The sequence below is a fragment of the Salmonella sp. K21076 genome (genome assembly GCF_039650795.1).
Classification (GTDB): domain Bacteria; phylum Pseudomonadota; class Gammaproteobacteria; order Enterobacterales; family Enterobacteriaceae; genus Salmonella; species Salmonella enterica.
Window position 1 is genome coordinate 61,987 of record NZ_JBCLYA010000020.1, and the last position, 24,351, is coordinate 86,337.

Below are 24,351 nucleotides of genomic sequence, written 5' to 3' on the forward strand. Positions count from 1 at the left end.
TAAGAAGGTTTCCTGATGGTGGAACAGCGTCGTTTGGCAAGTACGGAATGGGTGGATATTGTGAATGAAGACAATGAAGTCATTGCACAGTCCAGCCGGGAACAGATGCGTGCGCAACGCTTACGGCATCGTGCGACGTATATCGTCGTTCATGATGGTATGGGTAAAATTCTGGTGCAGCGTCGTACCGAAACAAAAGATTTTTTGCCCGGTATGTTAGATGCTACCGCAGGCGGCGTGGTCCAGGCTGATGAGCAGCTACTGGAATCTGCCCGCCGCGAAGCGGAAGAAGAGTTGGGTATTGCAGGCGTGCCGTTTGCCGAACACGGTCTGTTTTACTTTGAAGACCAACATTGCCGGGTTTGGGGCGCGCTGTTTAGCTGCGTTTCCCACGGGCCTTTCGCGCTTCAGGAAGATGAAGTCAGCGAAGTGTGTTGGCTGACTCCGGAGGAGATCACCGCGCGCTGTGATGAATTTACGCCGGACTCGCTCAAAGCGCTGGCGCTGTGGATGACCCGCAACGCCAAAAACGAAGCCGCGCTTCAGGAGAAACCGGAAGAGACGGAATAAGCGTTTTAGCAGCTTTCCCGCATACATAAACTGGAGGCGATAGATTTTCGATCGCTCCAGTTTCCCTGATTTAACCTTTCCAACAGCGCCCGTCCGGCTTCACTGCCAATCTTACGGTGCGGTACGGCCATGGTGGTTAACGGCGGCTGGCAGACCCGGCTGACATCGCTATCGCCAAACCCGACCACCGCTAAATCGTCCGGAACTTTGATCCGCCGTCGTTGGCACTCGTATAACGCGCCGCAGGCCAGCTCATCCGATACGCATACCAGCGCGTCCAGCTCCGGCCATGCTAGTAAAAACTCCGGCAGTTGCGACGCGCCGGTAGAAAAATTGGGCGGCAAGGCGGCATTAATCACCCGGTTTGGCGACATATGGTGGCGAAGCATCGCTTTGTACCAGCCGTGCAGATGTTGCTGAAAAATCCACTGCTCCTGATTGGCGCATAGCAGCCCGATATTCTGGTAACCGCGCTGAATCAGCATTTCCGTCAGCTCATACATTGCTGCAACGTTATCAATACCGATATTCATATCAATAGGATCGCTGCGAATCGCGCCCATCTCCATCACCGGGATAGAGGCATTTTTCAGCCACTGGCGCACGGTAGTGCTATGTTCGACGCTAAGCAGAATCGCCGCGGCAATGTTGGAAGCCAGCAGCGTTTCGAGCAGCTTCTCCTCTTGTTCCACGCGATGCTGCGATTCCGCCAGCATTATCTGGTAGCCTGCGGGCTGTAAAATTTGTTGCAGCCCGGCGAACATTTCAGAACACCCCGCTTCCGCAAGGTTCGGTACGACCATCGCGATGGTGTGCGAGGAGGCAGACGCCAGCGCGCTGGCGGCGAGATTAGGCATATAGCCCAGCTCATGCACTGCCGCTTCGATTTTTTCCCGGAGTTTATCAGAGACCTGTTCCGGCGTGCGTAAGGCTCGTGATACGGTCATCGTGCCTACACCGGCAAGTTGGGCTACATCGGCGATAGTCACTTTACCGGTACTGCGCCGTTTACGGGGTATCGACATACAAATTCCTGCGTCATTACAACATGTTGAGATGCTTTTTTATTGTCGTTCTTTGCTTCGCATGACTGGCAGTATACGCCTTAAATCCGCTTTTTTGCTGTGATTTCACACCATGATTTTAATTTGATAGCGCTATCACAATTCTGAGTAATAGTCGCTGGTAGCGCTATCTTTGTGATAACGATCGCAGCTAATATCGAATGGCTTGAATAAAGTTTGTTCATAATTTCATACACCGTGGGGGCGAATAACATGCTGGGAACCTGGTTATCTGACGCAACCATCACGCTACGGGAGAGCGTGGAAACGTGGCCGCAGGCGCTGGAAATTTGCGGCAAACCCCTGCTGGACGCAGGTGTTATCGCACCGGAATACATTACGGCGATTGTTCAGCAGCACCAAAAGCTTGGGCCGTATTATGTATTAGCGCCAGGGTTAGCGATGCCGCATGCGAGGCCGGAAGAGGGGGCGAAAGGGTTAGGTTTATCGTTACTGAAACTACAGCGCGGCGTTTCATTTGGCGCAGACGAATTCGATCCGGTTGACATCATTATTATGCTGGCGGCGCCTGATAAGCACAGTCATATCGAAATGATATCGGCTCTGGCGGAATTATTTTCCAGTGATGTAGATATGGAAAAATTACATCAGGCAAAAAACCTGGAGGACATTAAAACGATTATTGACCGTTTCTGATTTTATTCCATTTTCTTGCGGTAAATAACATTGCGCCCGTGCGTGATGCAGACCAACTCTACTTTTAAAAGGTGACAATAATGAAAATCATGGCAATTTGCGGTTCCGGCCTGGGTAGTAGTTTTATGGTAGAAATGAACATTAAAAAAGTATTAAAGAAACTCAATATTGACGCTGAAGTGGAACACTCCGATCTCTCATCGGCCACACCCGGGGCTGCCGATCTTTTTGTAATGGCCAAAGATATCGCGGCCAGCGCCAGCGTACCGGAAAGCCAACTGGTGGTGATCAATAACATCATCGACATCAACGAACTGGAAACGCAGCTGCGCGCATGGTTCGCTAAACAATAATTATTGCTGGCGAGGTGGATATGTTTATCCTTGAAACGCTGAATTTTGTTGTTGATATTTTAAAAGTGCCATCGGTGCTTGTAGGGTTAATTGCGCTGATTGGTCTGGTGGCGCAGAAAAAAGCGTTTTCCGATGTGGTAAAAGGCACGATTAAAACCATTTTAGGTTTTATTGTGCTTGGCGGTGGCGCAACCGTACTGGTGGGTTCATTAAACCCGCTAGGGGGTATGTTTGAACACGCTTTTAATATTCAGGGTATTATTCCTAATAATGAAGCGATAGTCTCAATCGCGCTGGAAAAATATGGCGCGTCCACGGCGTTAATTATGGCATTTGGTATGGTGGCCAATATTGTCGTGGCGCGCTTTACGCGTCTTAAATATATCTTTTTGACCGGACATCACACCTTTTACATGGCCTGTATGATTGGCGTAATCCTGACCGTGGCGGGGTTTGAGGGCGTAGGGCTGGTCTTCACCGGATCGCTAATCCTGGGGCTGGTGATGGCCTTCTTCCCGGCGTTGGCCCAACGTTATATGAGGCGGATTACCGGTACCGATGACATTGCGTTTGGTCACTTCGGTACCCTGGGATATGTGCTTTCCGGCTGGATTGGCAGCCTGTGTGGTAAAGGCTCCCGCTCCACGGAAGAGATGAACCTGCCGAAAAACCTCAGTTTTTTACGCGACAGTTCTATCTCGATTTCGCTGACCATGATGATTATCTATCTGATCATGGCAGTCAGCGCAGGGCGTGAGTATGTCGAAGCGACGTTTAGCGGCGGGCAAAACTATCTGGTGTACGCCATTATCATGGCAATCACCTTCGCCGCCGGCGTATTCATCATTCTGCAAGGCGTCCGTCTGATTCTGGCGGAAATTGTTCCGGCCTTTACCGGCTTTTCAGAAAAACTGGTGCCAAACGCGCGTCCGGCGCTGGACTGCCCGGTGGTGTATCCCTATGCCCCTAACGCGGTACTGATTGGCTTCCTGTTCAGTTTTCTCGGCGGGCTGGTGGGGCTGTTCCTGCTTGGACAGATGAAGCTTGTGTTAATCCTGCCTGGCGTTGTGCCGCACTTCTTTACCGGCGCGACCGCAGGCGTCTTTGGCAATGCCACCGGCGGTCGCCGCGGGGCGATGATCGGCGCATTTGCTAATGGTCTATTAATCACTTTCCTGCCAGTGCTGTTACTGCCGGTTCTCGGCGCGATCGGCTTCGCCAATACCACGTTCTCGGATGCTGACTTTGGCGTAATCGGTATTTTGCTGGGCAACCTGGCGCGTTATCTGTCGCCGATGGCTATCACGGGGCTGGTGGTGGCGCTATTCGCGCTACTGGTGGCGTACAACGTGTTGGCCAAAAGCAAAAAAGCGACTGCCGAAGTGCAGGAAAATAGCGGAGCGAAAGAATGAACGTAACCGAAATCACCCAACTGGCGCGCGACATTCGCGTCGCCACGCTCAAATCCTTAAACCATCTTGGCTTTGGTCACTATGGCGGCAGCATGTCGGTAGTGGAGACTCTGGCGGTTCTGTACGGCGCGGTGATGAAAATCGACCCTGCCGACCCGGACTGGCCGGAGCGCGATTACTTCGTACTGTCGAAAGGCCATGCGGGCCCCGCGTTGTACAGTACCCTGGCGATTAAAGGCTATTTCCCGCGCGAAGAGCTGAATACGCTTAACCAGAACGGCACCCGTCTTCCCAGCCATCCGGATCGGCTAAAAACGCACGGCGTGGACGCCACGACCGGCTCACTGGGACAAGGCATCTCTATTGCGGGCGGAATGGCGTTGTCGCATAAACTGGCGCGGCGACCCAACCGGGTATTTTGCATTGTCGGCGATGGGGAGCTGAATGAAGGGCAGTGCTGGGAGGCGTTTCAGTTTATTGCCCACCACCGCCTGAATAATCTGACCGTTTTCATTGACTGGAACAAACAACAGCTTGACGGCGAGCTGGAGGAGATTATCAATCCATTCGATCTGGAAGGGAAATTCCGCGCGTTTGGTTTCGATGTCGTCACCGTCAAAGGCGATGATATCGCCGGACTACTGGCGGTGGTTCAGCCTGTGCCGCCCGCTGATGCCCGGCCACGGGTTGTGATCCTTGACAGCATTAAAGGGCAGGGGGTGCCATGCCTGGAGCAGTTAACGAATTCTCACCACTTACGCCTGACGGATGGCATGAAGCAGACGCTCAATGAGGCCATTCATCAACTGGAGGTCATGCATGATTAAGCTTGCGCCCGCAGGGCTTAAAGACGATATCGAAATGCGCAAAGTTTATGCCGGTTTTGTCGCCGGGCAGATTGAGGCCGGAAGCCCAATTATTGCGCTTGAGGCTGATTTAATGAGCTCGATGGCGATGGACAGCGTGGCGCGTGACTACCCGCAGCATGTCATTAACTGCGGTATTATGGAGGCGAATGTGATTGGCACGGCGGCGGGACTGGCGCTGACCGGTCGCAAACCGTTTGTGCATACCTTTACCGCTTTTGCCAGCCGTCGCTGTTTTGATCAGCTCTTTATGGCGCTGGATTATCAGCGTAACAACGTCAAAGTGATCGCCTCCGATGCCGGAGTGACGGCGTGCCATAACGGCGGCACTCATATGTCTTTTGAAGATATGGGGATTGTTCGCGGGCTGGCGCACTCTGTAGTACTGGAGGTGACGGATGCGGTGATGTTCGCGAATATTTTACGCCAGCTAATGGACCTGGACGGTTTTTACTGGCTGCGTACCATCCGTAAGCAGGCGACGAGTATCTATGCGCCAGGCTCTACCTTTACCATTGGCAAGGGCAACGTACTGCGCGAGGGCGATGATATTACACTTATCGCCAACGGCATTATGGTGGCGGAGGCGCTGGAGGCGGCGCGCCAACTGGAGCAGGAAGGCGTGAGCGCTGCGGTCATTGATATGTTCACCTTAAAGCCTATCGATCGCATGTTGGTGAAAAACTACGCGGAAAAAACGCGGCGTATCGTCACGTGTGAAAACCACAGTATCCATAATGGACTAGGGTCAGCGGTAGCGGAAGTGCTGGTGGAAAACTGCCCGGTGCCGATGCGCCGTGTTGGCGTCAAAGAGCGTTATGGGCAGGTAGGAACGCAGGATTTCTTACAACAAGAGTACGGACTCACCGCCGCAGCGATTGTAGAAGCCGCGAAATCACTGCTTTAATCATGGAGATATTGCCGGATGGCGCTGATGCTCATCCGGCATTTTGGATCAATGATATCCCATCATCTGCGCGCCAATCACGACCACGCTGGACATGATAAACAGCAGTCCCAGCAGCGACGCCCCCACTTTAAGCCAGTTGCGAAAATCGACCCGGCACACGCCCAGCGTGGCCATCAGCGAAGCTGATGTCGGATAGATAATATGGCTGAAGCCATCGCCAAACTGGAAGGCAAGAACAGTCACCTGACGGTTAACGCCGACCAGATCGCCGAGCGGCGCCAGTAATGGCATGGTTAACGCCGCCTGGCCCGAACCGGACGTGACAAAGAAATTAAATACCGCCTGGAAGAGCAGCATAAACCAGGCGGCGATAGCATTATTAAGCCCGCTGATGCCATGCGCGATACTGTTAAGCAACGTATTGAGCACGCTGGGTTCCCCGGCTTCGCCGTTGCCGACCAGCAGCAGAATGCCTTTGGCAAAACCCACCAGCAAGGCGGGCGCGATCATCATCCTCGCCCCTTCGGTGAATGAGGACGCCATCACGTTGACCGTCATACCGTTGAGGCGGAAGATAACGCCGATGAGGCCGATCACCACGCCCATGGTGAAAAACTGGCTGGCGATCTCCGGAATAAACCAGGCGTGGACAATCACGCCCCAGACGACCCAAATCATTACGCCGGTCAGAACCAGCAGTACCAGCCAGTCGCCGAAGGTGAAAGGGCGCTGGACGACTTCATCCTGCTGTTCGCGGAAATAGCGATCGGATTCGTGGACGCGGGAAAGCAGCGGATTCTTTTTCACGCGTGAGGCGTAGACCAGCGTAAAAACCAGCCCAATCAGCGTGGCGACAATCCAGACCACAATACGCAGCCCGGAGCCGGAAAGTACCGGCACGCCGGCAATCCCCTGGGCGACGACTACGCAAAACGGGTTCATCCACGAACTGGCAAAGCCAATTTGGGTGGCGATATAGGTCACCAGGACGGTGGTAATGCTGTCATAGCCCAGCCTGACCATCAGCGGGGCTATGATAATTGCAAAGGCGACCGCCTCTTCGCCCATGCCAAATACGGCGCCCCCTAACGAAAAGAGGACAAATAGCACCGGAATAAACAGGACTTCGTTGCCCCGCGTGTGGCGAATAAGCGCCAGAATGCCGTTATCCACGGTGCCGGTACGCATCACGATGCCGAATGCGCCGCCAATCACCAACATAAACATAATGATGCCGACGGCAGTGCCGAATTTCGATCCGGATGTTAACCCTTCAAACGGAAAATTCATCAGCCCTGGTCTTTCATCGCCGGTAGTGAAAAATTGTACGCGATGATACTGCGCTTCCCCGGCCTCATTGGTCACAATGCGAAAAGAGTGCGGGTCGACGACTTTGCGGGTTTTTGTCTGACCATCGACCTGATACTGCACTTCCTGGCTATCAAACATCCCAACGGGGACGACCCAGGTGGCGATACTGGTTAAAATGGCGACAAAAAAGATGATGACCAGCGTATCGGGCATTGCCCATTTTCTGGCTGTTTTTGATTCTGTAACGACAGACATGACGGACTATCCCTGTTGCAAAGCAAAGAGGCCAAGTATGAGAAGAAGGGAATAGTTATTCATTGATGCAGCGCAGTTAAGCAAAAAATTCCGCTTTGCAGGGTAAATAGCAGAATGCCGGATGGCGATGCTAACGCGTCTTATCCGGCCTACAACGGTATCTCACCTGTAGGCCGGACAAGGCGTTCACGCCGCCATCCGGCATTAGCTTTTACTGTTACTGCTGCTGTTGAGAAGCCTGGATCGCCGTCAGGGCGATGGTGTAGACGATATCGTCAACCAGCGCGCCACGGGACAGGTCGTTCACCGGCTTGCGCATACCCTGCAGCATCGGCCCGATGGAGATCAGGTCGGCAGAACGCTGTACCGCTTTGTAGGTGGTGTTACCGGTGTTCAGATCCGGGAAAATGAACACGGTAGCGCGACCCGCAACCGGCGAGTTCGGCGCTTTGGATTTCGCTACGTCAGCCATGACCGCGGCGTCGTACTGCAACGGACCGTCGATCATCAGGTCAGGACGTTTTTCCTGCGCCAGACGCGTCGCTTCACGTACTTTCTCTACGTCGCTGCCCGCGCCAGAGGTGCCGGTGGAGTAGGAGAGCATTGCCACACGCGGTTCGATGCCGAAGGCAATGGCGGAATCCGCAGACTGAATCGCGATTTCTGCCAGCTGCTCTGCAGTCGGGTCTGGGTTGATTGCGCAGTCGCCGTAAACGTAAACCTGTTCCGGCAGTAGCATAAAGAACACAGAAGAGACCAGGGAGCTACCCGGCGCCGTTTTAATAAGCTGCAGCGGCGGACGGATGGTGTTGGCGGTGGTATGAACCGCGCCGGAAACCAGGCCGTCGACTTCGTCTTGCTCCAGCATCAGCGTGCCGAGCACCACGTTGTCTTCCAGCTGTTCGCGGGCAACCGGTTCGGTCATGCCTTTGCTCTTACGCAGCTCAACCAGGCGAGCGACATAGCTTTCACGCACCACTTCCGGATCGACGATTTCAATACCTGCGCCCAGCTCTACGCCCTGAGATGCCGCGACGCGGTTGATTTCATCCGGGTTGCCCAGCAGTACGCAAGTGGCGATGCCGCGTTCAGCGCAGATTGCCGCCGCTTTGACGGTACGCGGTTCGTCGCCTTCCGGCAGCACTACGCGTTTACCGGCTTTACGCGCCAGCTCAGTCAGTTGGTAGCGGAACGCCGGCGGAGAGAGACGACGGCTACGCTCGGAAGTGGCGGTCAGCGACTCGATCCAGTCAGCGTTAACGTAGTTCGCGACGTATTCCTGAACTTTCTCGATGCGCTCATGGTCATCAACCGGAACTTCCAGATTGAAGCTTTGCAGGCTCAGCGAAGTCTGCCAGGTGTTGGTGTTCACCATAAAGACCGGCAGACCGGTGGCGAATGCGCGTTCGCACAGTTTAGAAATGCGCGCGTCCATTTCATAGCCGCCGGTCAGCAGCAGGGCGCCGATTTCTACGCCGTTCATCGCGGCCAGGCAAGCTGCGACCAGTACGTCCGGACGGTCAGCTGAGGTCACTAACAACGATCCTGCGCGGAAATGCTCCAGCATATGCGGAATACTGCGCGCGCAGAACGTAACGGATTTAACGCGGCGGGTTTTGATATCGCCTTCGTTAATGATGGTGGCGTTCAGGTGACGCGCCATATCGATAGCGCGGGTCGCAATCAGGTCGAAGCTCCACGGCACCGCGCCCAGAACCGGCAGCGGGCTGGATTCCTGCAGTTTAGCAGGATCGATTTTGATCACCTGCGCTTTGGAAGAGTCGTCAAAAATCTCTGACAGATCCGGGCGAGTACGGCCTTGTTCATCAACCGGCGCATTCAGTTTGTTGATGATAACGCCGGTGATGTTGGTGTTTTTCGCGCCGCCGAAGCTGCTGCGCGTCAGTTCGATACGCTCGTTCAGCTGTTCTGGCGTGTCGGTACCCTGAGACATGACAAAAACGATTTCCGCATTCAGCGTTTTCGCGATTTCATAGTTCAGAGACTGAGCGAACTGATGTTTACGGGTCGGAACCAGACCTTCAACCAGCACCACTTCCGCGTCTTTGGTATTCGCATGGTAGTTTGCGATGATCTCTTCCATCAGCACGTCTTTCTGGTTGCTGGAGAGCAGAGATTCAACGTGGCTCATCTTCAGCGGTTCAGCCGCCGGCAGGGTAGAGTTCGCGCGAACGATAGTGGTGGTCTGGTCAGGCGCATCGCCGCCAGCGCGAGGCTGGGCGATAGGCTTAAAGACGCTCAGACGAACGCCTTTGCGTTCCATAGCACGGATGACGCCGAGGCTGACGCTGGTCAGACCGACGCTGGTTCCGGTAGGGATCAGCATAATAATACGGGACACGGTTTATCCTCTTTCGTTACCGTCTTTTGGGGACGGGTTACAAAACAGCACCGCCAGCGAGGCTGGCGGTGTGAAATCAGGCAGTCAGACGGCTCGCGTCCTGCGCGATAACCAGTTCTTCGTTGGTTGGGATCACCACCGCCGGACGGGTACCTTCTTTGTTGATGAAACCAGATTTGCCGAAGCGGGCCGCCAGGTTACGTTCGTGGTCGACTTCAAAGCCCAGTACGCCCAGTTTGCCCAGAGACAGCTCGCGAACCATCGCGGCGTTTTCACCGATACCGCCGGTGAACACGACTGCATCCAGACGACCGTCCATCAGAGCGGTGTAAGAACCGATGTATTTCGCCAGGCGGTGGCAGTAAACGTCCATCGCACGTTTTGCGTCTTCTTTGGTGGCGTAGTTGTCTTCAACATAACGGCAGTCGCTGGTCACTTCAGTCAGACCCAGCAGACCGGACTCTTTGGTCAGCATTTTGTTGATCTGATCCACGCTCATGCCCAGAGTGTCGTGCAGGTGGAAGATAATCGCAGGGTCGATATCGCCGGAACGGGTACCCATGACCAGGCCTTCCAGCGGGGTCAGACCCATAGAGGTATCCACGCATTTACCGTTACGGATAGCGGAAACAGAACCGCCGTTGCCCAGGTGGCAGGTGATAATGTTCAGTTCTTCTACCGGCTTGTTCAGCATTTTTGCCGCTTCCTGAGTTACATAGAAGTGGCTGGTGCCGTGTGCGCCATAGCGACGAACGCCATGTTCTTTATACAGGCTGTACGGCAGGGCATACAGGTAAGATTCTTCCGGCATGGTCTGATGGAAGGCGGTGTCGAACACGGCGACGTTTTTATCTTTCAGCTGCGGGAAAGATTTCAGCGCTTCGGCGATACCAATCAGGTGAGCCGGGTTATGCAGCGGTGCGAAAGAGGCGGAATCTTTGATGCCCTGAATGACGGACTCATCAATGACTACGGAGCTGGTATACTTCTCGCCGCCGTGTACGATACGGTGACCAATTGCAGTTAACTGCGCAGACAGTTCTGGTTTTTGTGCCAGAATAGTGTTAACGATAAAGTTCAGCGCTTCACTGTGAGCGGCGCCTGCACCTAAAGCCGCTTCTTGTTTACTGCCGTCCATTTTCCATTTGATGCGTGCTTCTGGCAGATGGAAACATTCGGCTAAACCAGAAAGGTATTCATCACCATTAACTGCATCAATAATTGCAAATTTCAGTGAAGAACTACCGCAGTTCAGAACCAGTACTAACTTACTCGACATGGAAGTACCTATTTATGATACGTGGCTAAAAAAACGTCAGTGAGCCATAGAGCGTAGCGCATGATAGCCCTGACATTTATGATTAACATCATGCGCAGGAGTTTTTTTGGGCATGATGGAAGAAATACCTTTGAGTCTATGCCATTTTGCGTATTTTTCAGCCAATGGCATACTATGTGTAATATTGACGACTCAATGATTTTAAACTACCGGCCTTTGACAGGCCGACACAGGATACCTGATAGTGGGTATCGAAGACAAAATGTTTTGAACGTTGTCCCTCGCAGTTGTTGTTTTGCACAAATTTTTTAAATTTTATATGTGAAATTGAGGTAGGCCATGTCGACGCCGGATAATCGCTCCGTAAATTTTTTTAGCTTATTTCGCCGGGGGCAGCACTACGCGAAGACGTGGCCGATGGAAAAGCGGCTGGCGCCCGTTTTCGTCGAAAACCGCGTCATTCGTATGACGCGCTATGCCATACGATTTATGCCGCCTGTCGCCGTCTTTACATTATGCTGGCAGATAGCGCTGGGCGGTCAGTTAGGTCCGGCCGTGGCGACCGCCCTGTTCGCCCTGAGCTTGCCTATGCAGGGATTATGGTGGTTAGGGAAACGTTCCTTGACGCCATTGCCGCCTTCAATCCTTAACTGGTTTTACGAAGTTCGCGGTAAATTGCAGGAGGCTGGACAAGCGCTGGCGCCGGTAGAAGGAAAGCCGGATTACCAGGCATTAGCTGACACGCTTAAGCGCGCCTTCAAACAACTGGATAAAACTTTCTTGGATGATTTGTAATTGACCCCGGATTACGCATATAAAAGAAGGCATACCAATGCCTTCTTTTTTTCATCGCCATAGCGTGATACAGGAGTTCAAAATGGAAATGACCAACGCGCAACGTCTGATTTTGTCTAACCAGTACAAAATGATGACGATGCTCGATCCCACCAACGCCGAGCGTTACCGTCGCTTACAAACAATTATTGAACGCGGCTACGGCCTGCAGATGCGCGAGCTGGATCGCGAGTTTGGCGAGCTGACGGAAGAGACCTGTCGTACCATCATCGATATTATGGAGATGTACCATGCGCTGCACGTCTCCTGGACCAACCTCAAAGATACGCAAGCCATCGACGAACGTCGCGTCACCTTCCTGGGGTTTGACGCCGCGACGGAAGCGCGTTACCTCGGCTATGTCCGTTTTATGGTGAATATAGAAGGACGCTACACTCACTTTGACGCCGGGACGCACGGCTTTAATGCCCAGACGCCGATGTGGGAAAAATACCAGCGGATGTTGAATGTCTGGCATGCCTGCCCGCGTCAGTACCACCTGAGCGCGAATGAAATCAATCAAATCATTAATGCCTGAGGAGGCTCACGTGCAGTGTAAAGGTTTTCTGTTTGATCTGGATGGAACGTTGGTTGACTCATTACCTGCCGTCGAACGCGCGTGGTGTAGCTGGGCCGATCGTTTTAACCTTGCTCATGATGAGGTGCTGGGCTTTATTCATGGCAAACAGGCGATCACCTCGTTGCGGCATTTTATGGCGGGTAAATCGGAGGCGGAAATTGCCGCTGAGTTTACGCGCCTGGAGCAAATAGAAGCCACTGAAACCGCAGGGATCACCGCGTTGCCGGGGGCAGTCGATTTACTCAATCACCTGAATAAAGCGGGCATTCCGTGGGCTATCGTCACCTCCGGTTCAATGCCGGTCGCGCGTGCGTGCCATCAGGTCGCGGGCCTTCCAGCGCCAGAGGTGTTTGTCACCGCCGAACGAGTCAAACGCGGCAAACCGGAGCCGGATGCGTATTTGCTGGGCGCACAACTGCTTGGCCTGGCCCCTCAGGAGTGCGTCGTAGTAGAAGATGCCCCGGCTGGCGTGCTGTCCGGACTGGCTGCGGGCTGCCACGTCATTGCGGTCAATGCGCCGGCCGACACGCCGCGTCTGGCGGATGTTGATTTTGCGTTGGATAGCCTGACGCAATTATCGGTCGCTAAACAACCAAACGGCGATGTGGTGGTGTTAAGAAAGACCTGATCATGATATGCCCCGCCCTGGCGGGGCATATTTATGGCAGAATCACGTTATCTTCTCATCTGACAAGGATATGTTGTGAACGGTGAATTGATTTGGGTTCTCTCTTTACTGGCGATTGCCGTCGTGTTGTTTGCGACGGGCAAAGTACGTATGGATGCGGTGGCTTTATTCGTCATTGTTGCTTTTGTCCTTAGCGGTACCTTGACCCTTTCGGAAGCCTTCTCCGGCTTTAGCGATCCGAATGTCATTCTTATCGCCGCCTTATTTATTATTGGCGACGGCCTCGTGCGCACCGGCGTTGCGACGGTGGTCGGTACCTGGCTGGTTAAAATGGCGGGCAGCAGTGAAATCAAGATGCTGGTTTTACTGATGATCACCGTCGCCGGACTTGGTGCTTTCATGAGTTCAACCGGCGTGGTGGCGATTTTTATCCCCGTTGTTCTTAGCGTTTCTATGCATATGCAGACCTCGCCTTCGCGCCTGATGATGCCGCTGAGTTTTGCCGGGCTTATCAGCGGAATGATGACGCTGGTGGCGACGCCGCCGAACCTGGTGGTTAACAGTGAACTGCTGCGTGAAGGCCTGCACGGGTTCAACTTTTTTAGCGTGACGCCGCTGGGGGTAGTGGTGTTGGCGCTCGGCATTGTTTATATGCTGGTGATGCGCTTCATGCTAAAAGGCGATGCGCCCGGACAACAGGCCGGTAAGCGTCGCACTTTCCGCGATCTTATCCGCGAGTACCGTCTGACGGGGCGCGCGCGTCGTCTGGCGATTCGCCCCGGTTCGCCGATGGTGGGACAGCGGCTGGACGACCTTAAACTGCGCGAACGTTACGGCGCCAATGTCATCGGCGTTGAACGCTGGCGGCGCTTTCGGCGGGTTATCGTCAATGTGAACGGCGTATCGGAGTTTCGCGCTCGCGACGTTCTGCTGATTGATATGTCGGCGGCGGAGGTTGACCTCAGAGAGTTCTGCGCCGAGCAACTGCTGGAACCGATGGTATTGCGTGGAGAATATTTTTCCGATCAGGCGTTGGATGTTGGCATGGCGGAAATTTCGCTTATTCCGAAGTCTGAACTGATAGGCAAGTCGGTGCGTGAAATCGCCTTCCGTACACGTTACGGGCTGAATGTGGTCGGCCTGAAACGCGACGGCGTCGCGCTGGAAGGGTCGCTGGCCGATGAACCGTTATTGATGGGCGATATCATTCTGGTCGTGGGGAACTGGAAGTTAATCAGCCTGCTGGGGCAAAAAGGCCGCGACTTTGTGGTGCTGAATATGCCGGTCGAGGTCAGCGAAGCCTCGCCGGCGCACAGCCAGGCGCCGCACGCCATTTTCTGCCTGGTACTGATGGTGGCGCTGATGTTGACCGATGAAATTCCCAATCCGAGCGCGGCGATTATCGCCTGCCTGCTGATGGGGAAATTTCGCTGTATTGATGCTGAAAGCGCGTATAAAGCGATCCACTGGCCGAGTATTATCTTGATTGTGGGTATGATGCCGTTTGCGCTGGCGTTGCAAAAAACCGGCGGCGTCTCTCTGGTCGTGCAAGGGTTAATGGATATCGGCGGCGGCTATGGGCCGTATATGATGCTGGGATGCCTGTTCGTGCTGTGCGCCGTCATAGGACTGTTCATTTCTAACACGGCAACGGCGGTGCTGATGGCGCCGATTGCGCTGGCGGCGGCGAAATCGATGGGGGTGTCGCCCTATCCGTTTGCGATGGCAGTAGCGATGGCGGCATCCGCCGCCTTTATGACGCCGGTTTCATCGCCGGTCAATACTCTGGTTCTGGGGCCGGGAAACTATAGCTTTAGCGATTTTGTGAAGCTTGGCGTGCCGTTCACGCTTATTGTGATGGCGGTTTGTATTGTGATGATTCCGATGTTGTTTCCGTTTTAACCCCAGGCTGGAAAAGGCCTGATGGCGCTACGCTTATCAGGCCTACGGGAAGAACGGTAGGCCGGATAAGGCGTTAGCCGCCATCCGGCAACTAAAGCGGTGAATCCTGGCTTATCTCGTCAAGAGAGAGATGGAAACTTGGCACGAACACCGCCATAAAATAGTCCATCTCCTGGCTGCGACGTAATTCCAGCGTTTTTTCCAGCCGCGTTTTTGCCAGTCTAAACTCATTATTTCCCGCTGAGAGCTCCTCCAGGCATTTCAGGTAGGCGCAAAGCGCATCGGCCTGCTTTACGATTGCCTGTTCTTCTTTGCTCCAGGCATTCTCATCAATAAGCGGTGCGAAAATATCGTGTAATTCATCCGGCGCCATATCAACCAGCTTTTGCTGGGCGATTTTTTCGATCGCTTTATATTCCTGAGCTATCTGGGAATTAAAATATTTTACCGGCGTTGGCAGATCGCCGGTCAGTACTTCCGAGGCATCATGATACATCGCCAGAAGCGCGATGCGTTCAGCATTGAGCTGGCCGCCAAATTTACGGTTTTTTATCGCCGCCAACGCATGGGCGACCATCGCCACCTGCAGACTATGTTCGGAGACGTTTTCCGTACGCACGTTACGCATCAGCGGCCAGCGGTTAATCAACTTCATGCGGGAGAGATGGGCGAAAAAATGGCTCTGCTTCATAGATTACCTTTTGTTTTCACTGCGGCAGACTTCATTGTGCGGGGAGGGTGATGAAGATGCAATTCAGGCTACCGAAGTAGCCTGAATTTAAGATTATTGATGGTAGCCTGAGAGGAAACGCCCAAAGCGGTTGATGGCCATCTCCAGGTCATCTTCACGCGGTAGCGTCACAATGCGGAAGTGATCCGGCCACGGCCAGTTAAAGGCGGTACCTTGCACCAGCAGCACCTTTTCCTGTAGCAGGAAGTCCAGCACCATCTTCTGGTCGTCGTGAATATTAAAACGTTTAGCGTCGATCCTGGGGAACATGTACAACGCGCCGCGCGGTTTTACGCAGGAAACGCCGGGAATATCGTTAATCAACTCCCAGGCGCGGTTACGCTGTTCATACAGTCGACCGCCCGGCAGAATAAATTCGCTAATGCTTTGATAGCCGCCGAGCGCGGTCTGAATAGCATGTTGCGCCGGGACGTTGGCGCACAGGCGCATTGAGGCTAACATCTCCAGCCCTTCAATATAGCCTTTCGCATGTTTTTTCGGCCCGTTCAGCACCATCCAGCCCTGGCGGAAGCCGGCGACGCGATAGGTTTTAGACAAACCATTAAAGGTGATGGTCAGCAGATCAGGCGCCAGTGCGGCGATAGAGTGATGTTCGGCATCGTCATAGAGAATCTTGTCATAAATTTCATCGGCGAAGATGATGAGATTATGCTCGCGCGCAATGTTGACAATTTCCATCAACAATTCTTTAGAATAGACGGCGCCAGTAGGGTTGTTTGGATTAATAATGACAATACCACGCGTACGTGGGGTGATTTTGGCGCGGATATCGTCAAGGTCCGGGAACCAGTCGGAAGATTCATCGCAAAGATAATGTACCGCCTTGCCGCTGGAGAGCGATACCGCTGCTGTCCATAACGGATAATCGGGCGCGGGAACCAGCATTTCATCGCCACTGTTAAGCAACGCCTGCATCGCCTGAACGATCAGCTCGGAAACGCCGTTACCGATATAGATATCTTCCACGGTTACATCGCGCATTCCACGGGCCTGATAATGCTGCATAATCGCTTTACGGGCGGAATAAAGCCCTTTCGAGTCGCAATATCCTTGCGCCGTCGGCAAATTACGAATGACATCGACCAGAATTTCGTCCGGCGCTTCGAATCCGAAGGGGGCGGGGTTGCCGATATTCAGTTTAAGAACTTTATTACCTTCTTCCTCAAGGCGTTTCGCTTCTTTCAGAACGGGGCCACGAATGTCATAACAGACATTTTCGAGTTTGCTGGATTTTTCAATGGGGGACATGAATCTTGACCTTTTAGCTGTTATTGCCACTCCCTGCCGTGGAAGTCAGCACGAAACAATGTACTCCCACGACGGTGAGTTTTGAAGAGTGAACAGAAGAAGATTTTGTTTATTTTTAACGCGCTTTCGTACTGTTTAAAACTTCATAAAATCATTTGGTTAGATGCATTTTCTATTTTTGTCTGTATGTATAGTGTTTTGTTCTATGTGGTTGCGCGTAATGTGGTTTTTTATGTTGTCAGAAATTATCTGTTTTATGAGAGATAAGCATTCATCATTAGTGTCGCGTCGGCTATTTCGGAAATACTGAGTATTAAAGGTAAAATGAGAAGGTTAGACCTTTCCGGCGGCGGGTGGTGTGAAACTATTGTTAAGTATAATTAATGAATGGTAGAAATCTTAATTAATTATTATTTAATATTTAAAAAGCATTTACTAAAGTCGTAATAATATCTTTCTGGTCGGATTAGTATAACATATCCCAGGTTAAGATTATTCGTAATAATACTTATAAATATAGCGGTTTTAGGTTAAGATAATGATCCGAAACGGGGGCGTAGTCTGCGTTGTCTGCTAATTATCATGACGCGATTTTATACATAACCTATTGTTCAATATATTGTTTTTGTATCTGTGCGTCTCGGTAAACTATTTGACGCTGTTACAAGATTTACACGTCCATCATTAGCAGAAATCTGTAGACGCCTAAAGGTATGACACATTCTCTTTGATATATCCCGATCAGTTGCATTTGGTATTATATCAGTAAGTAAGAGAAGTGTTTTGGTCGTATTTTCAATTACATTCTAACATTTACCTGGGTAACCAGGCGGTACTGCGAAGGATGCACATTACAAATGGAATTGCTTGTTTCTGAATGCACAGCATTAACCAGGTCAGCCCGATATGACCCGTCAGTAAGTGAAAAATTATGATAAATGCAAATCGTCCGATAATTAACCTCGATCTCGATCTGCTGAGAACGTTCGTGGCCGTTGCCGATCTGAACACCTTCGCCGCGGCGGCGGCGGCGGTATGTCGTACTCAGTCTGCGGTCAGTCAGCAAATGCAGCGTCTTGAGCAACTCGTGGGAAAGGAATTGTTCGCCCGCCATGGTCGTAACAAACTTTTGAGCGAACACGGTATCCAGCTTCTGGGGTACGCCAGAAAAATCCTGCGTTTTAATGATGAGGCGTGTTCATCATTAATGTTCAGTAATCTTCAGGGAGTGTTAACAATCGGCGCTTCTGATGAATCAGCTGATACTATCCTGCCTTTTTTGCTTAGCCGAATCAGCTCGGTTTATCCGAAACTCGCGCTTGATGTACGGGTAAAACGCAACGCCTATATGGTGGACATGGTTAAATCGCAGGAAGTAGATTTGGTGGTGACGACTAACCAACCTCATTCGCTGGACTGTCTGAATTTGCGGACCTCGCCCACCCATTGGTATTGTGCGGCTGAGTATGTTTTGCAAAGGGGAGAGCCCGTACCATTAGTCCTGCTGGACGATCCCAGCCCATTCCGCGATATGGTGCTGGAGACGCTAAATGCAGCGGGTATTCCCTGGCGGCTGGCCTATGTGGCCTCTACATTACTGGCGGTACGCGCGGCCGTTAAAGCCGGTCTTGGCGTAACGGCTCGACCTGTCGAAATGATGAGTCCCGACCTTCGCGTGCTGGGCGCCGCAGATGGATTACCGCCTTTGCTGGATACGGAATATATGTTGTGCCGCGATCCCAATAGCCAGAACGAGCTGGCGATGGTGATTTTCCATGCGATGGAAAGCTATCAAAACCCATGGCATTACAACCAGTTTTCTGCAGAGGGCGGAGATGATCCGCTGATGGTGGAAGGGGGTTTTGAGTAGCTCGCAGGCAAAAGGCGCTAAGTCGTAAATGTAAAAAAGAGCCGCTGGCGATGAAAAAACGCTCAGTGGCTCTTTTTTTGTGCCCATCTGTACGCGCTTAACCGCACAAATTGTAAAAGTTGCGGTAAATCAGCCAGTAGCGATTCGCAGTTCAATGTGGGCAAAAAATAACCAGAACATCCATTTTATGAATTTGCATGTTAAAAAACTAGAGAAATTGTTGCTGTTTTAGGGGGTGAATTAACAAAAGCGTGTCACAGATCAAGAAAATACTCCCATTTAGGGGGAGGCATCTTCACAAATTCCTGTCAAAATAGGTGTGTGTTATTTCTTTTGCTTCACAACGGACACGATTCAACAACATAAAATCCCCCCTGGTCGAAGAGTCATTTTCTCCAGGATGGCACTTAATGTTAATGATGATGAATTGATGTAAATTAATGTGAAGGAACTTTTGTTAAAGTTGACAAAAGGTTATAGAAAGGAGTAAAAAACCACATCAATTAGCTGTTTTTATCATTTTCTACAGTAATTGTAGGGTTTTTTTATTCCTCCCCTGAATCGATGTGGCGTCCATCTGCCGTAAAGAGCAGAGGAACTGGCGCTACTTTTGATGAGTAAGCAATGAGTATGTCAACATCCACTGAAGTCATCGCTCATCACTGGGCATTCGCTATCTTTCTTATCGTTGCCATTGGCCTGTGCTGCCTGATGCTGGTAGGCGGTTGGTTTTTGGGCGGTCGCGCACGCGCGAGGCACAAGAACGTTCCGTTTGAATCAGGTATCGACTCGGTCGGCACCGCCCGCTTACGCTTGTCTGCCAAGTTTTACCTGGTAGCCATGTTCTTCGTTATCTTCGACGTTGAAGCGCTGTATCTGTTCGCATGGTCAACTTCTATCCGCGAAAGCGGCTGGGTTGGCTTTGTGGAAGCTGCAATTTTTATTTTTGTGTTACTGGCTGGTCTGGTTTATCTGGCGCGTATTGGCGCGTTGGACTGGACGCCCGCGCGTTCACGCCGCGAGCGTATGAACCCGGAAACGAACAGTATCGCTAATCGTCAACGCTAACCGCGAGGCATTAAGATGGATTATACGCTCACCCGCATAGATCCTAACGGTGAGAATGACCGTTACCCCCTGCAAAAACAGGAGATCGTAACCGACCCCCTGGAGCAGGAAGTTAACAAAAACGTGTTCATGGGCAAACTGCATGACATGGTTAACTGGGGCCGTAAAAACTCAATTTGGCCCTACAACTTCGGCCTTTCTTGCTGCTATGTAGAGATGGTGACCTCGTTTACCGCAGTGCATGACGTTGCCCGTTTCGGCGCGGAAGTGCTGCGTGCGTCGCCACGTCAGGCTGATCTGATGGTGGTGGCCGGTACCTGCTTTACCAAAATGGCTCCGGTTATTCAGCGTCTGTATGACCAAATGCTGGAGCCAAAATGGGTCATTTCTATGGGCGCCTGCGCCAACTCCGGCGGCATGTACGATATTTATTCGGTAGTGCAGGGCGTTGATAAGTTTATCCCGGTGGATGTGTATATCCCTGGCTGTCCGCCGCGTCCGGAAGCGTATATGCAAGCGTTGATGCTGCTGCAAGAATCGATTGGCAAAGAGCGCCGTCCGCTCTCATGGGTGGTGGGCGATCAGGGCGTGTATCGCGCCAATATGCAGCCAGAACGCGAACGTAAACGCGGCGAGCGTATTGCCGTCACGAACCTGCGTACCCCGGACGAGATTTAATTTGCGCCTGTCGGCAGCAGCACTTCACTTCGCTAACCACTATTTTAATAGCGCGAAGCACTGCCGACCACCACGGACCATTTGCAATGGTGAACAATATGACCGACTTAACCGCGCAAGACGCTGCATGGAGTACCCGCGATCATCTTGATGATCCGGTTATCGGCGAACTGCGCAACCGTTTTGGGCCGGATGCCTTTACCGTTCAGGCGACCCGCACCGGTATCCCCGTTGTTTGGGTCAAGCGTGAACAACTACTGGAGGTTGGCGATTTCTTAAAGAAACTGCCGAAACCTTACGTCATGCTGTTTGACTTACACGGCATGGATGAACGCCTGCGTACGCACCGTGACGGGTTACCCGCCGCGGATTTTTCCGTTTTCTACCACCTGATTTCCATTGAGCGTAATCGCGATATTATGCTCAAGGTGGCGTTGTCTGAAAACGACCTGCGCGTGCCGACCTTCACTAAACTTTTCCCTAACGCCAACTGGTACGAGCGTGAGACCTGGGAGATGTTTGGCATTGATATCGAAGGCCACCCGCACCTGACGCGCATCATGATGCCGCAAACCTGGGAAGGCCATCCGCTGCGTAAAGATTATCCGGCGCGCGCGACCGAATTCGACCCGTTTGAGCTGACCAAAGCCAAGCAGGATCTGGAGATGGAAGCGTTGACCTTTAAGCCGGAAGACTGGGGGATGAAGCGCGGGACTGACAACGAGGACTTTATGTTCCTCAACCTCGGCCCGAACCACCCGTCTGCGCACGGTGCGTTTCGTATTATCCTGCAACTTGACGGCGAAGAAATCGTCGACTGCGTGCCGGATATCGGCTATCACCACCGCGGCGCCGAAAAAATGGGCGAGCGCCAGTCCTGGCATAGCTACATTCCCTATACCGACCGTATCGAATACCTCGGTGGTTGCGTCAATGAAATGCCGTACGTGCTGGCGGTAGAAAAACTGGCGGGGATCACCGTCCCGGATCGTGTGAACGTCATCCGCGTGATGCTCTCCGAACTGTTCCGCATTAACAGTCATCTGCTGTACATTTCGACCTTTATTCAGGACGTCGGCGCGATGACCCCGGTCTTCTTTGCCTTTACCGACCGGCAGAAAATTTATGATCTGGTGGAAGCCATTACCGGTTTCCGTATGCACCCGGCCTGGTTCCGTATCGGCGGCGTCGCGCACGACTTGCCGCGCGGTTGGGATCGCCTGCTGCGAGAGTTCCTTGAGTGGATGCCGAAGCGTCTGGACTCTTACGAGAAAGCCGCGCTGCGTAACACCATTCTGAAAGGGCGTTCGCAGGGCGTTGCCGCTTACGGCGCGAAAGAGGCGCTGGAGTGGGGCACCACCGGCGCAGGGCTGCGCGCGACCGGGATAGACTTCGACGTGCGTAAATGGCGTCCATATTCTGGCTACGAAAACTTTGACTTTGAAGTGCCGGTGGGCGGCGGCGTTTCCGACTGCTATACCCGCGTGATGCTGAAAGTGGAAGAGCTGCGCCAGAGTCTGCGCATTCTTCAGCAGTGCCTCGATAACATGCCGGAAGGGCCGTTCAAAGCGGATCACCCGCTGACCACGCCGCCGCCGAAAGAGCGCACGCTGCAACATATCGAAACCCTGATCACCCACTTCCTGCAGGTCTCCTGGGGCCCGGTGATGCCGGCGCAGGAGTCCTTCCAGATGGTGGAAGCGACGAAGGGGATTAACAGTTACTACCTGACCAGCGACGGCAGCACTATGAGCTACCGTACCCGCGTGCGCACGCCGAGCTTTGCGCACCTGCAGCAGATTCCCTCGGCGATCCGCGGTAGCCTGGTCTCCGACCTGATTGTCTATCTGGGTAGTATCGATTTTGTTATGTCAGATGTGGACCGCTAATTATGCACGAGAATCAACAACCACAAACCGAGGCTTTTGAGCTGAGTGCGGCAGAGCGTGAAGCGATAGAGCACGAGAAGCACCACTACGAAGACCCGCGTGCGGCGTCCATTGAAGCGCTGAAAATCGTTCAGAAGCAGCGTGGCTGGGTGCCGGACGGCGCGATCTACGCTATTGCCGATGTGCTGGGTATTCCGGCGAGCGACGTCGAAGGCGTCGCCACATTCTACAGCCAGATCTTCCGTCAGCCGGTCGGTCGCCACGTGATTCGCTACTGCGACAGCGTGGTGTGCCATATCACCGGCTATCAGGGGATTCAGGCCGCGCTGGAAAAAAATCTCAACATCAAACCGGGGCAGACGACCTTTGATGGCCGCTTTACGCTGCTGCCGACCTGCTGCCTGGGGAATTGCGATAAAGGGCCGAACATGATGATTGATGAGGATACTCACAGCCATCTGACCCCGGAAGCCATTCCTGAACTACTGGAGCGGTATAAATGAAAAACGTTATCCGTACTCCCGAAACCCATCCGCTGACCTGGCGTCTGCGCGATGACAAACAGCCGGTCTGGCTGGATGAATATCGTAGCAAAAACGGCTACGAAGGCGCGCGTAAGGCGCTGACCGGCCTGTCTCCGGATGAAATCGTCAGCCAGGTAAAAGACGCTGGTCTGAAAGGGCGCGGCGGCGCGGGCTTTTCCACCGGTCTGAAGTGGAGCCTGATGCCGAAAGATGAATCCATGAACATCCGTTACCTGCTGTGTAACGCCGATGAAATGGAGCCGGGCACCTATAAAGACCGTCTGCTGATGGAACAACTGCCGCACCTGCTGGTGGAAGGCATGCTGATCTCCGCGTTCGCGCTGAAAGCGTATCGTGGTTACATCTTCCTGCGCGGCGAATATATCGAAGCGGCTGTACATCTGCGCCGTGCGATTGCCGAAGCAACCGAGGCCGGGCTGCTTGGCAAAAATATCATGGGCACCGGGTTCGACTTCGAACTGTTTGTCCACACCGGGGCAGGGCGTTACATCTGTGGTGAAGAAACGGCGCTGATTAACTCCCTCGAAGGCCGCCGCGCGAACCCGCGCTCCAAGCCGCCTTTCCCGGCGACCTCCGGCGTATGGGGCAAGCCGACCTGTGTGAATAACGTCGAAACGTTGTGTAACGTCCCGGCAATCCTCGCCAACGGCGTGGAGTGGTACCAGAACATCTCGAAAAGCAAAGATGCGGGTACCAAGCTGATGGGCTTCTCGGGCCGCGTGAAGAATCCGGGCCTGTGGGAATTACCGTTCGGCACCATCGCGCGCGAGATCCTCGAAGACTACGCCGGCGGTATGCGTGACGGCCTGAAATTCAAAGCCTGGCAACCGGGCGGCGCGGGGACAGACTTCCTGACCGAAGCACACCTCGATCTGCCGATGGAATTCGAAAGCATCGGTAAAGCGGGGAGCCGTCTGGGCACCGCGCTGGCGATGGCGGTAGACCACGAAATCGGCATGGTGTCGCTGGTGCGTAACCTGGAAGAGTTCTTTGCCCGCGAATCCTGCGGCTGGTGTACGCCATGCCGCGACGGGTTGCCGTGGAGCGTGAAAATTCTGCGCGCGCTGGAGCGTGGCGAAGGCCAGCCGGGGGATATCGAGACGCTTGAGCAACTGTGTCGATTCCTCGGGCCGGGTAAAACCTTCTGCGCGCATGCGCCGGGCGCGGTTGAGCCACTGCAAAGCGCAATTAAGTATTTCCGCGAAGAATTCGAAGCTGGCATCAAGCAGCCGTTCAGTAATACCCATTTAATCAATGGTATTCAGCCGAACCTGCTCAAAGAGCGCTGGTGAGTTAACGATTTTTAATTTGGAAGCATG

General features: G+C 53.1%; 23 protein-coding genes. 17 read left to right on the forward strand and 6 right to left on the reverse strand.

All coding sequences use genetic code 11. From position 1 onward, the window contains the following. The first annotated feature begins 15 nt into the window (after positions 1-15). On the forward strand, positions 16-570 hold the full coding sequence (gene yfcD / locus AAYN39_RS07380; RefSeq protein WP_000230215.1) for an NUDIX hydrolase YfcD: 555 nt from the start codon (positions 16-18) through the stop codon (positions 568-570). A 5-nt stretch (positions 571-575) separates the two neighbouring features. On the opposite strand, the gene AAYN39_RS07385 is transcribed toward yfcD, so the two are convergent. Then, positions 576-1,595 carry a LacI family DNA-binding transcriptional regulator gene (locus tag AAYN39_RS07385; protein ID WP_000026949.1) on the reverse strand — a complete coding sequence of 340 codons (1,020 nt, stop codon included), beginning with the start codon at positions 1,593-1,595 and terminating at the stop codon, positions 576-578. 252 nt (positions 1,596-1,847) lie between these two features. Between AAYN39_RS07385 and AAYN39_RS07390 the strand changes: the two genes are divergently transcribed. From AAYN39_RS07390 to AAYN39_RS07410, 5 genes are all read left to right on the forward strand, one after another. Beyond that, positions 1,848-2,291 (forward strand): PTS sugar transporter subunit IIA, encoded by a 444-nt coding sequence (locus AAYN39_RS07390; RefSeq protein ID WP_000901818.1) that lies wholly within the window; start codon positions 1,848-1,850, stop codon positions 2,289-2,291. 80 nt (positions 2,292-2,371) lie between these two features. Continuing rightward, a complete protein-coding gene (locus AAYN39_RS07395) occupies positions 2,372-2,644 on the forward strand; it encodes a PTS sugar transporter subunit IIB (protein WP_000699818.1) in 273 nt (90 codons plus the stop codon). A 20-nt stretch (positions 2,645-2,664) separates the two neighbouring features. After that, positions 2,665-4,056, forward strand: a complete 1,392-nt coding sequence (locus AAYN39_RS07400) for a PTS ascorbate transporter subunit IIC (protein ID WP_001681684.1) — start codon at positions 2,665-2,667, stop codon at positions 4,054-4,056. Next, on the forward strand, positions 4,053-4,883 hold the full coding sequence (locus tag AAYN39_RS07405; RefSeq protein ID WP_001103260.1) for a transketolase: 831 nt from the start codon (positions 4,053-4,055) through the stop codon (positions 4,881-4,883). Before AAYN39_RS07400 ends, AAYN39_RS07405 begins: the two co-directional genes overlap by 4 nt. Beyond that, positions 4,876-5,829: a transketolase family protein gene (locus AAYN39_RS07410; RefSeq protein WP_000593037.1), complete on the forward strand. Its 954-nt coding sequence runs from the start codon at positions 4,876-4,878 to the stop codon at positions 5,827-5,829. The genes AAYN39_RS07405 and AAYN39_RS07410 overlap by 8 nt, the downstream gene beginning before the upstream one ends. A 48-nt stretch (positions 5,830-5,877) precedes the next feature. On the opposite strand, the gene yfcC is transcribed toward AAYN39_RS07410, so the two are convergent. The 3 genes from yfcC to ackA form a co-directional block, all read right to left on the reverse strand. Beyond that, a complete protein-coding gene (gene yfcC, locus AAYN39_RS07415; RefSeq protein ID WP_000117932.1) occupies positions 5,878-7,398 on the reverse strand; it encodes a putative basic amino acid antiporter YfcC in 1,521 nt (506 codons plus the stop codon). Positions 7,399-7,615: 217 nt separating this feature from the next. After that, positions 7,616-9,760 carry a phosphate acetyltransferase gene (gene pta, locus AAYN39_RS07420; RefSeq protein WP_000086690.1) on the reverse strand — a complete coding sequence of 715 codons (2,145 nt, stop codon included), beginning with the start codon at positions 9,758-9,760 and terminating at the stop codon, positions 7,616-7,618. A gap of 76 nt (positions 9,761-9,836) precedes the next feature. Further along, entirely contained in the window at positions 9,837-11,039 is a 1,203-nt protein-coding gene (gene ackA, locus AAYN39_RS07425) for an acetate kinase (protein ID WP_000095689.1), read from the reverse strand. 339 nt (positions 11,040-11,378) lie between these two features. Here ackA and yfbV point away from each other — a divergent pair, with 339 nt between their 5' ends. From yfbV to AAYN39_RS07445, 4 genes are all read left to right on the forward strand, one after another. Next, entirely contained in the window at positions 11,379-11,834 is a 456-nt protein-coding gene (yfbV, locus tag AAYN39_RS07430) for a terminus macrodomain insulation protein YfbV (RefSeq protein ID WP_000106616.1), read from the forward strand. 82 nt (positions 11,835-11,916) lie between these two features. Continuing rightward, the gene (locus AAYN39_RS07435) at positions 11,917-12,411 is read left to right on the forward strand and encodes a YfbU family protein (RefSeq protein WP_000426135.1); all 495 of its coding nucleotides are present in this window, start codon (positions 11,917-11,919) and stop codon (positions 12,409-12,411) included. Beyond that, positions 12,404-13,081 (forward strand): sugar phosphatase, encoded by a 678-nt coding sequence (locus tag AAYN39_RS07440; RefSeq protein WP_077905086.1) that lies wholly within the window; start codon positions 12,404-12,406, stop codon positions 13,079-13,081. Before AAYN39_RS07435 ends, AAYN39_RS07440 begins: the two co-directional genes overlap by 8 nt. 75 nt (positions 13,082-13,156) lie before the next feature. Continuing rightward, positions 13,157-14,983, forward strand: a complete 1,827-nt coding sequence (locus AAYN39_RS07445) for an SLC13 family permease (protein ID WP_001012871.1) — start codon at positions 13,157-13,159, stop codon at positions 14,981-14,983. Between the two features lie 91 nt (positions 14,984-15,074). Here AAYN39_RS07445 and yfbR read toward each other — a convergent pair whose 3' ends face one another. Further along, positions 15,075-15,674 (reverse strand): 5'-deoxynucleotidase, encoded by a 600-nt coding sequence (gene yfbR / locus AAYN39_RS07450; protein WP_000813878.1) that lies wholly within the window; start codon positions 15,672-15,674, stop codon positions 15,075-15,077. Between the two features lie 93 nt (positions 15,675-15,767). Further along, on the reverse strand, positions 15,768-16,982 hold the full coding sequence (gene alaA / locus AAYN39_RS07455; RefSeq protein ID WP_000074540.1) for an alanine transaminase AlaA: 1,215 nt from the start codon (positions 16,980-16,982) through the stop codon (positions 15,768-15,770). 931 nt (positions 16,983-17,913) lie between these two features. Here alaA and lrhA point away from each other — a divergent pair. From lrhA to nuoF, 7 genes are all read left to right on the forward strand, one after another. Then, on the forward strand, positions 17,914-18,852 hold the full coding sequence (gene lrhA / locus AAYN39_RS07460; protein ID WP_000606282.1) for a transcriptional regulator LrhA: 939 nt from the start codon (positions 17,914-17,916) through the stop codon (positions 18,850-18,852). A gap of 79 nt (positions 18,853-18,931) precedes the next feature. Next, complete coding sequence (locus tag AAYN39_RS07465; protein ID WP_001522276.1) at positions 18,932-19,084, forward strand: hypothetical protein; 153 nt, start codon at positions 18,932-18,934, stop codon at positions 19,082-19,084. Positions 19,085-19,476: 392 nt separating this feature from the next. Then, complete coding sequence (nuoA, locus tag AAYN39_RS07470) at positions 19,477-19,920, forward strand: NADH-quinone oxidoreductase subunit NuoA (RefSeq protein WP_000062993.1); 444 nt, start codon at positions 19,477-19,479, stop codon at positions 19,918-19,920. 15 nt (positions 19,921-19,935) lie between these two features. Beyond that, positions 19,936-20,598, forward strand: a complete 663-nt coding sequence (gene nuoB / locus AAYN39_RS07475) for an NADH-quinone oxidoreductase subunit NuoB (RefSeq protein WP_000386728.1) — start codon at positions 19,936-19,938, stop codon at positions 20,596-20,598. An 86-nt stretch (positions 20,599-20,684) separates the two neighbouring features. After that, on the forward strand, positions 20,685-22,487 hold the full coding sequence (nuoC, locus tag AAYN39_RS07480; RefSeq protein WP_000247855.1) for an NADH-quinone oxidoreductase subunit C/D: 1,803 nt from the start codon (positions 20,685-20,687) through the stop codon (positions 22,485-22,487). A gap of 2 nt (positions 22,488-22,489) precedes the next feature. Next, positions 22,490-22,990, forward strand: coding sequence for an NADH-quinone oxidoreductase subunit NuoE (gene nuoE / locus AAYN39_RS07485; RefSeq protein WP_000545038.1), 501 nt, complete (start codon positions 22,490-22,492; stop codon positions 22,988-22,990). After that, positions 22,987-24,324 (forward strand): NADH-quinone oxidoreductase subunit NuoF, encoded by a 1,338-nt coding sequence (gene nuoF, locus AAYN39_RS07490; RefSeq protein WP_000800046.1) that lies wholly within the window; start codon positions 22,987-22,989, stop codon positions 24,322-24,324. The genes nuoE and nuoF overlap by 4 nt, the downstream gene beginning before the upstream one ends. Positions 24,325-24,351: the final 27 nt, after the last annotated feature.

Excerpts from the sequence above, each read along its gene's own strand:
- yfcD (WP_000230215.1), top strand. The coding sequence starts at position 16 with ATGGTGGAACAGCGTCGTTTGGCAAGTACGGAATGGGTGGATATTGTG.
- AAYN39_RS07385 (WP_000026949.1), bottom strand. The coding sequence starts at position 1,595 with ATGTCGATACCCCGTAAACGGCGCAGTACCGGTAAAGTGACTATCGCC.
- AAYN39_RS07390 (WP_000901818.1), top strand. The coding sequence starts at position 1,848 with ATGCTGGGAACCTGGTTATCTGACGCAACCATCACGCTACGGGAGAGC.
- AAYN39_RS07395 (WP_000699818.1), top strand. The coding sequence starts at position 2,372 with ATGAAAATCATGGCAATTTGCGGTTCCGGCCTGGGTAGTAGTTTTATG.
- AAYN39_RS07400 (WP_001681684.1), top strand. The coding sequence starts at position 2,665 with ATGTTTATCCTTGAAACGCTGAATTTTGTTGTTGATATTTTAAAAGTG.
- AAYN39_RS07405 (WP_001103260.1), top strand. The coding sequence starts at position 4,053 with ATGAACGTAACCGAAATCACCCAACTGGCGCGCGACATTCGCGTCGCC.
- AAYN39_RS07410 (WP_000593037.1), top strand. The coding sequence starts at position 4,876 with ATGATTAAGCTTGCGCCCGCAGGGCTTAAAGACGATATCGAAATGCGC.
- yfcC (WP_000117932.1), bottom strand. The coding sequence starts at position 7,398 with ATGTCTGTCGTTACAGAATCAAAAACAGCCAGAAAATGGGCAATGCCC.
- ackA (WP_000095689.1), bottom strand. The coding sequence starts at position 11,039 with ATGTCGAGTAAGTTAGTACTGGTTCTGAACTGCGGTAGTTCTTCACTG.
- yfbV (WP_000106616.1), top strand. The coding sequence starts at position 11,379 with ATGTCGACGCCGGATAATCGCTCCGTAAATTTTTTTAGCTTATTTCGC.
- AAYN39_RS07435 (WP_000426135.1), top strand. The coding sequence starts at position 11,917 with ATGGAAATGACCAACGCGCAACGTCTGATTTTGTCTAACCAGTACAAA.
- AAYN39_RS07440 (WP_077905086.1), top strand. The coding sequence starts at position 12,404 with ATGCCTGAGGAGGCTCACGTGCAGTGTAAAGGTTTTCTGTTTGATCTG.
- yfbR (WP_000813878.1), bottom strand. The coding sequence starts at position 15,674 with ATGAAGCAGAGCCATTTTTTCGCCCATCTCTCCCGCATGAAGTTGATT.
- alaA (WP_000074540.1), bottom strand. The coding sequence starts at position 16,982 with ATGTCCCCCATTGAAAAATCCAGCAAACTCGAAAATGTCTGTTATGAC.
- lrhA (WP_000606282.1), top strand. The coding sequence starts at position 17,914 with ATGATAAATGCAAATCGTCCGATAATTAACCTCGATCTCGATCTGCTG.
- nuoA (WP_000062993.1), top strand. The coding sequence starts at position 19,477 with ATGAGTATGTCAACATCCACTGAAGTCATCGCTCATCACTGGGCATTC.
- nuoB (WP_000386728.1), top strand. The coding sequence starts at position 19,936 with ATGGATTATACGCTCACCCGCATAGATCCTAACGGTGAGAATGACCGT.
- nuoC (WP_000247855.1), top strand. The coding sequence starts at position 20,685 with ATGGTGAACAATATGACCGACTTAACCGCGCAAGACGCTGCATGGAGT.
- nuoE (WP_000545038.1), top strand. The coding sequence starts at position 22,490 with ATGCACGAGAATCAACAACCACAAACCGAGGCTTTTGAGCTGAGTGCG.
- nuoF (WP_000800046.1), top strand. The coding sequence starts at position 22,987 with ATGAAAAACGTTATCCGTACTCCCGAAACCCATCCGCTGACCTGGCGT.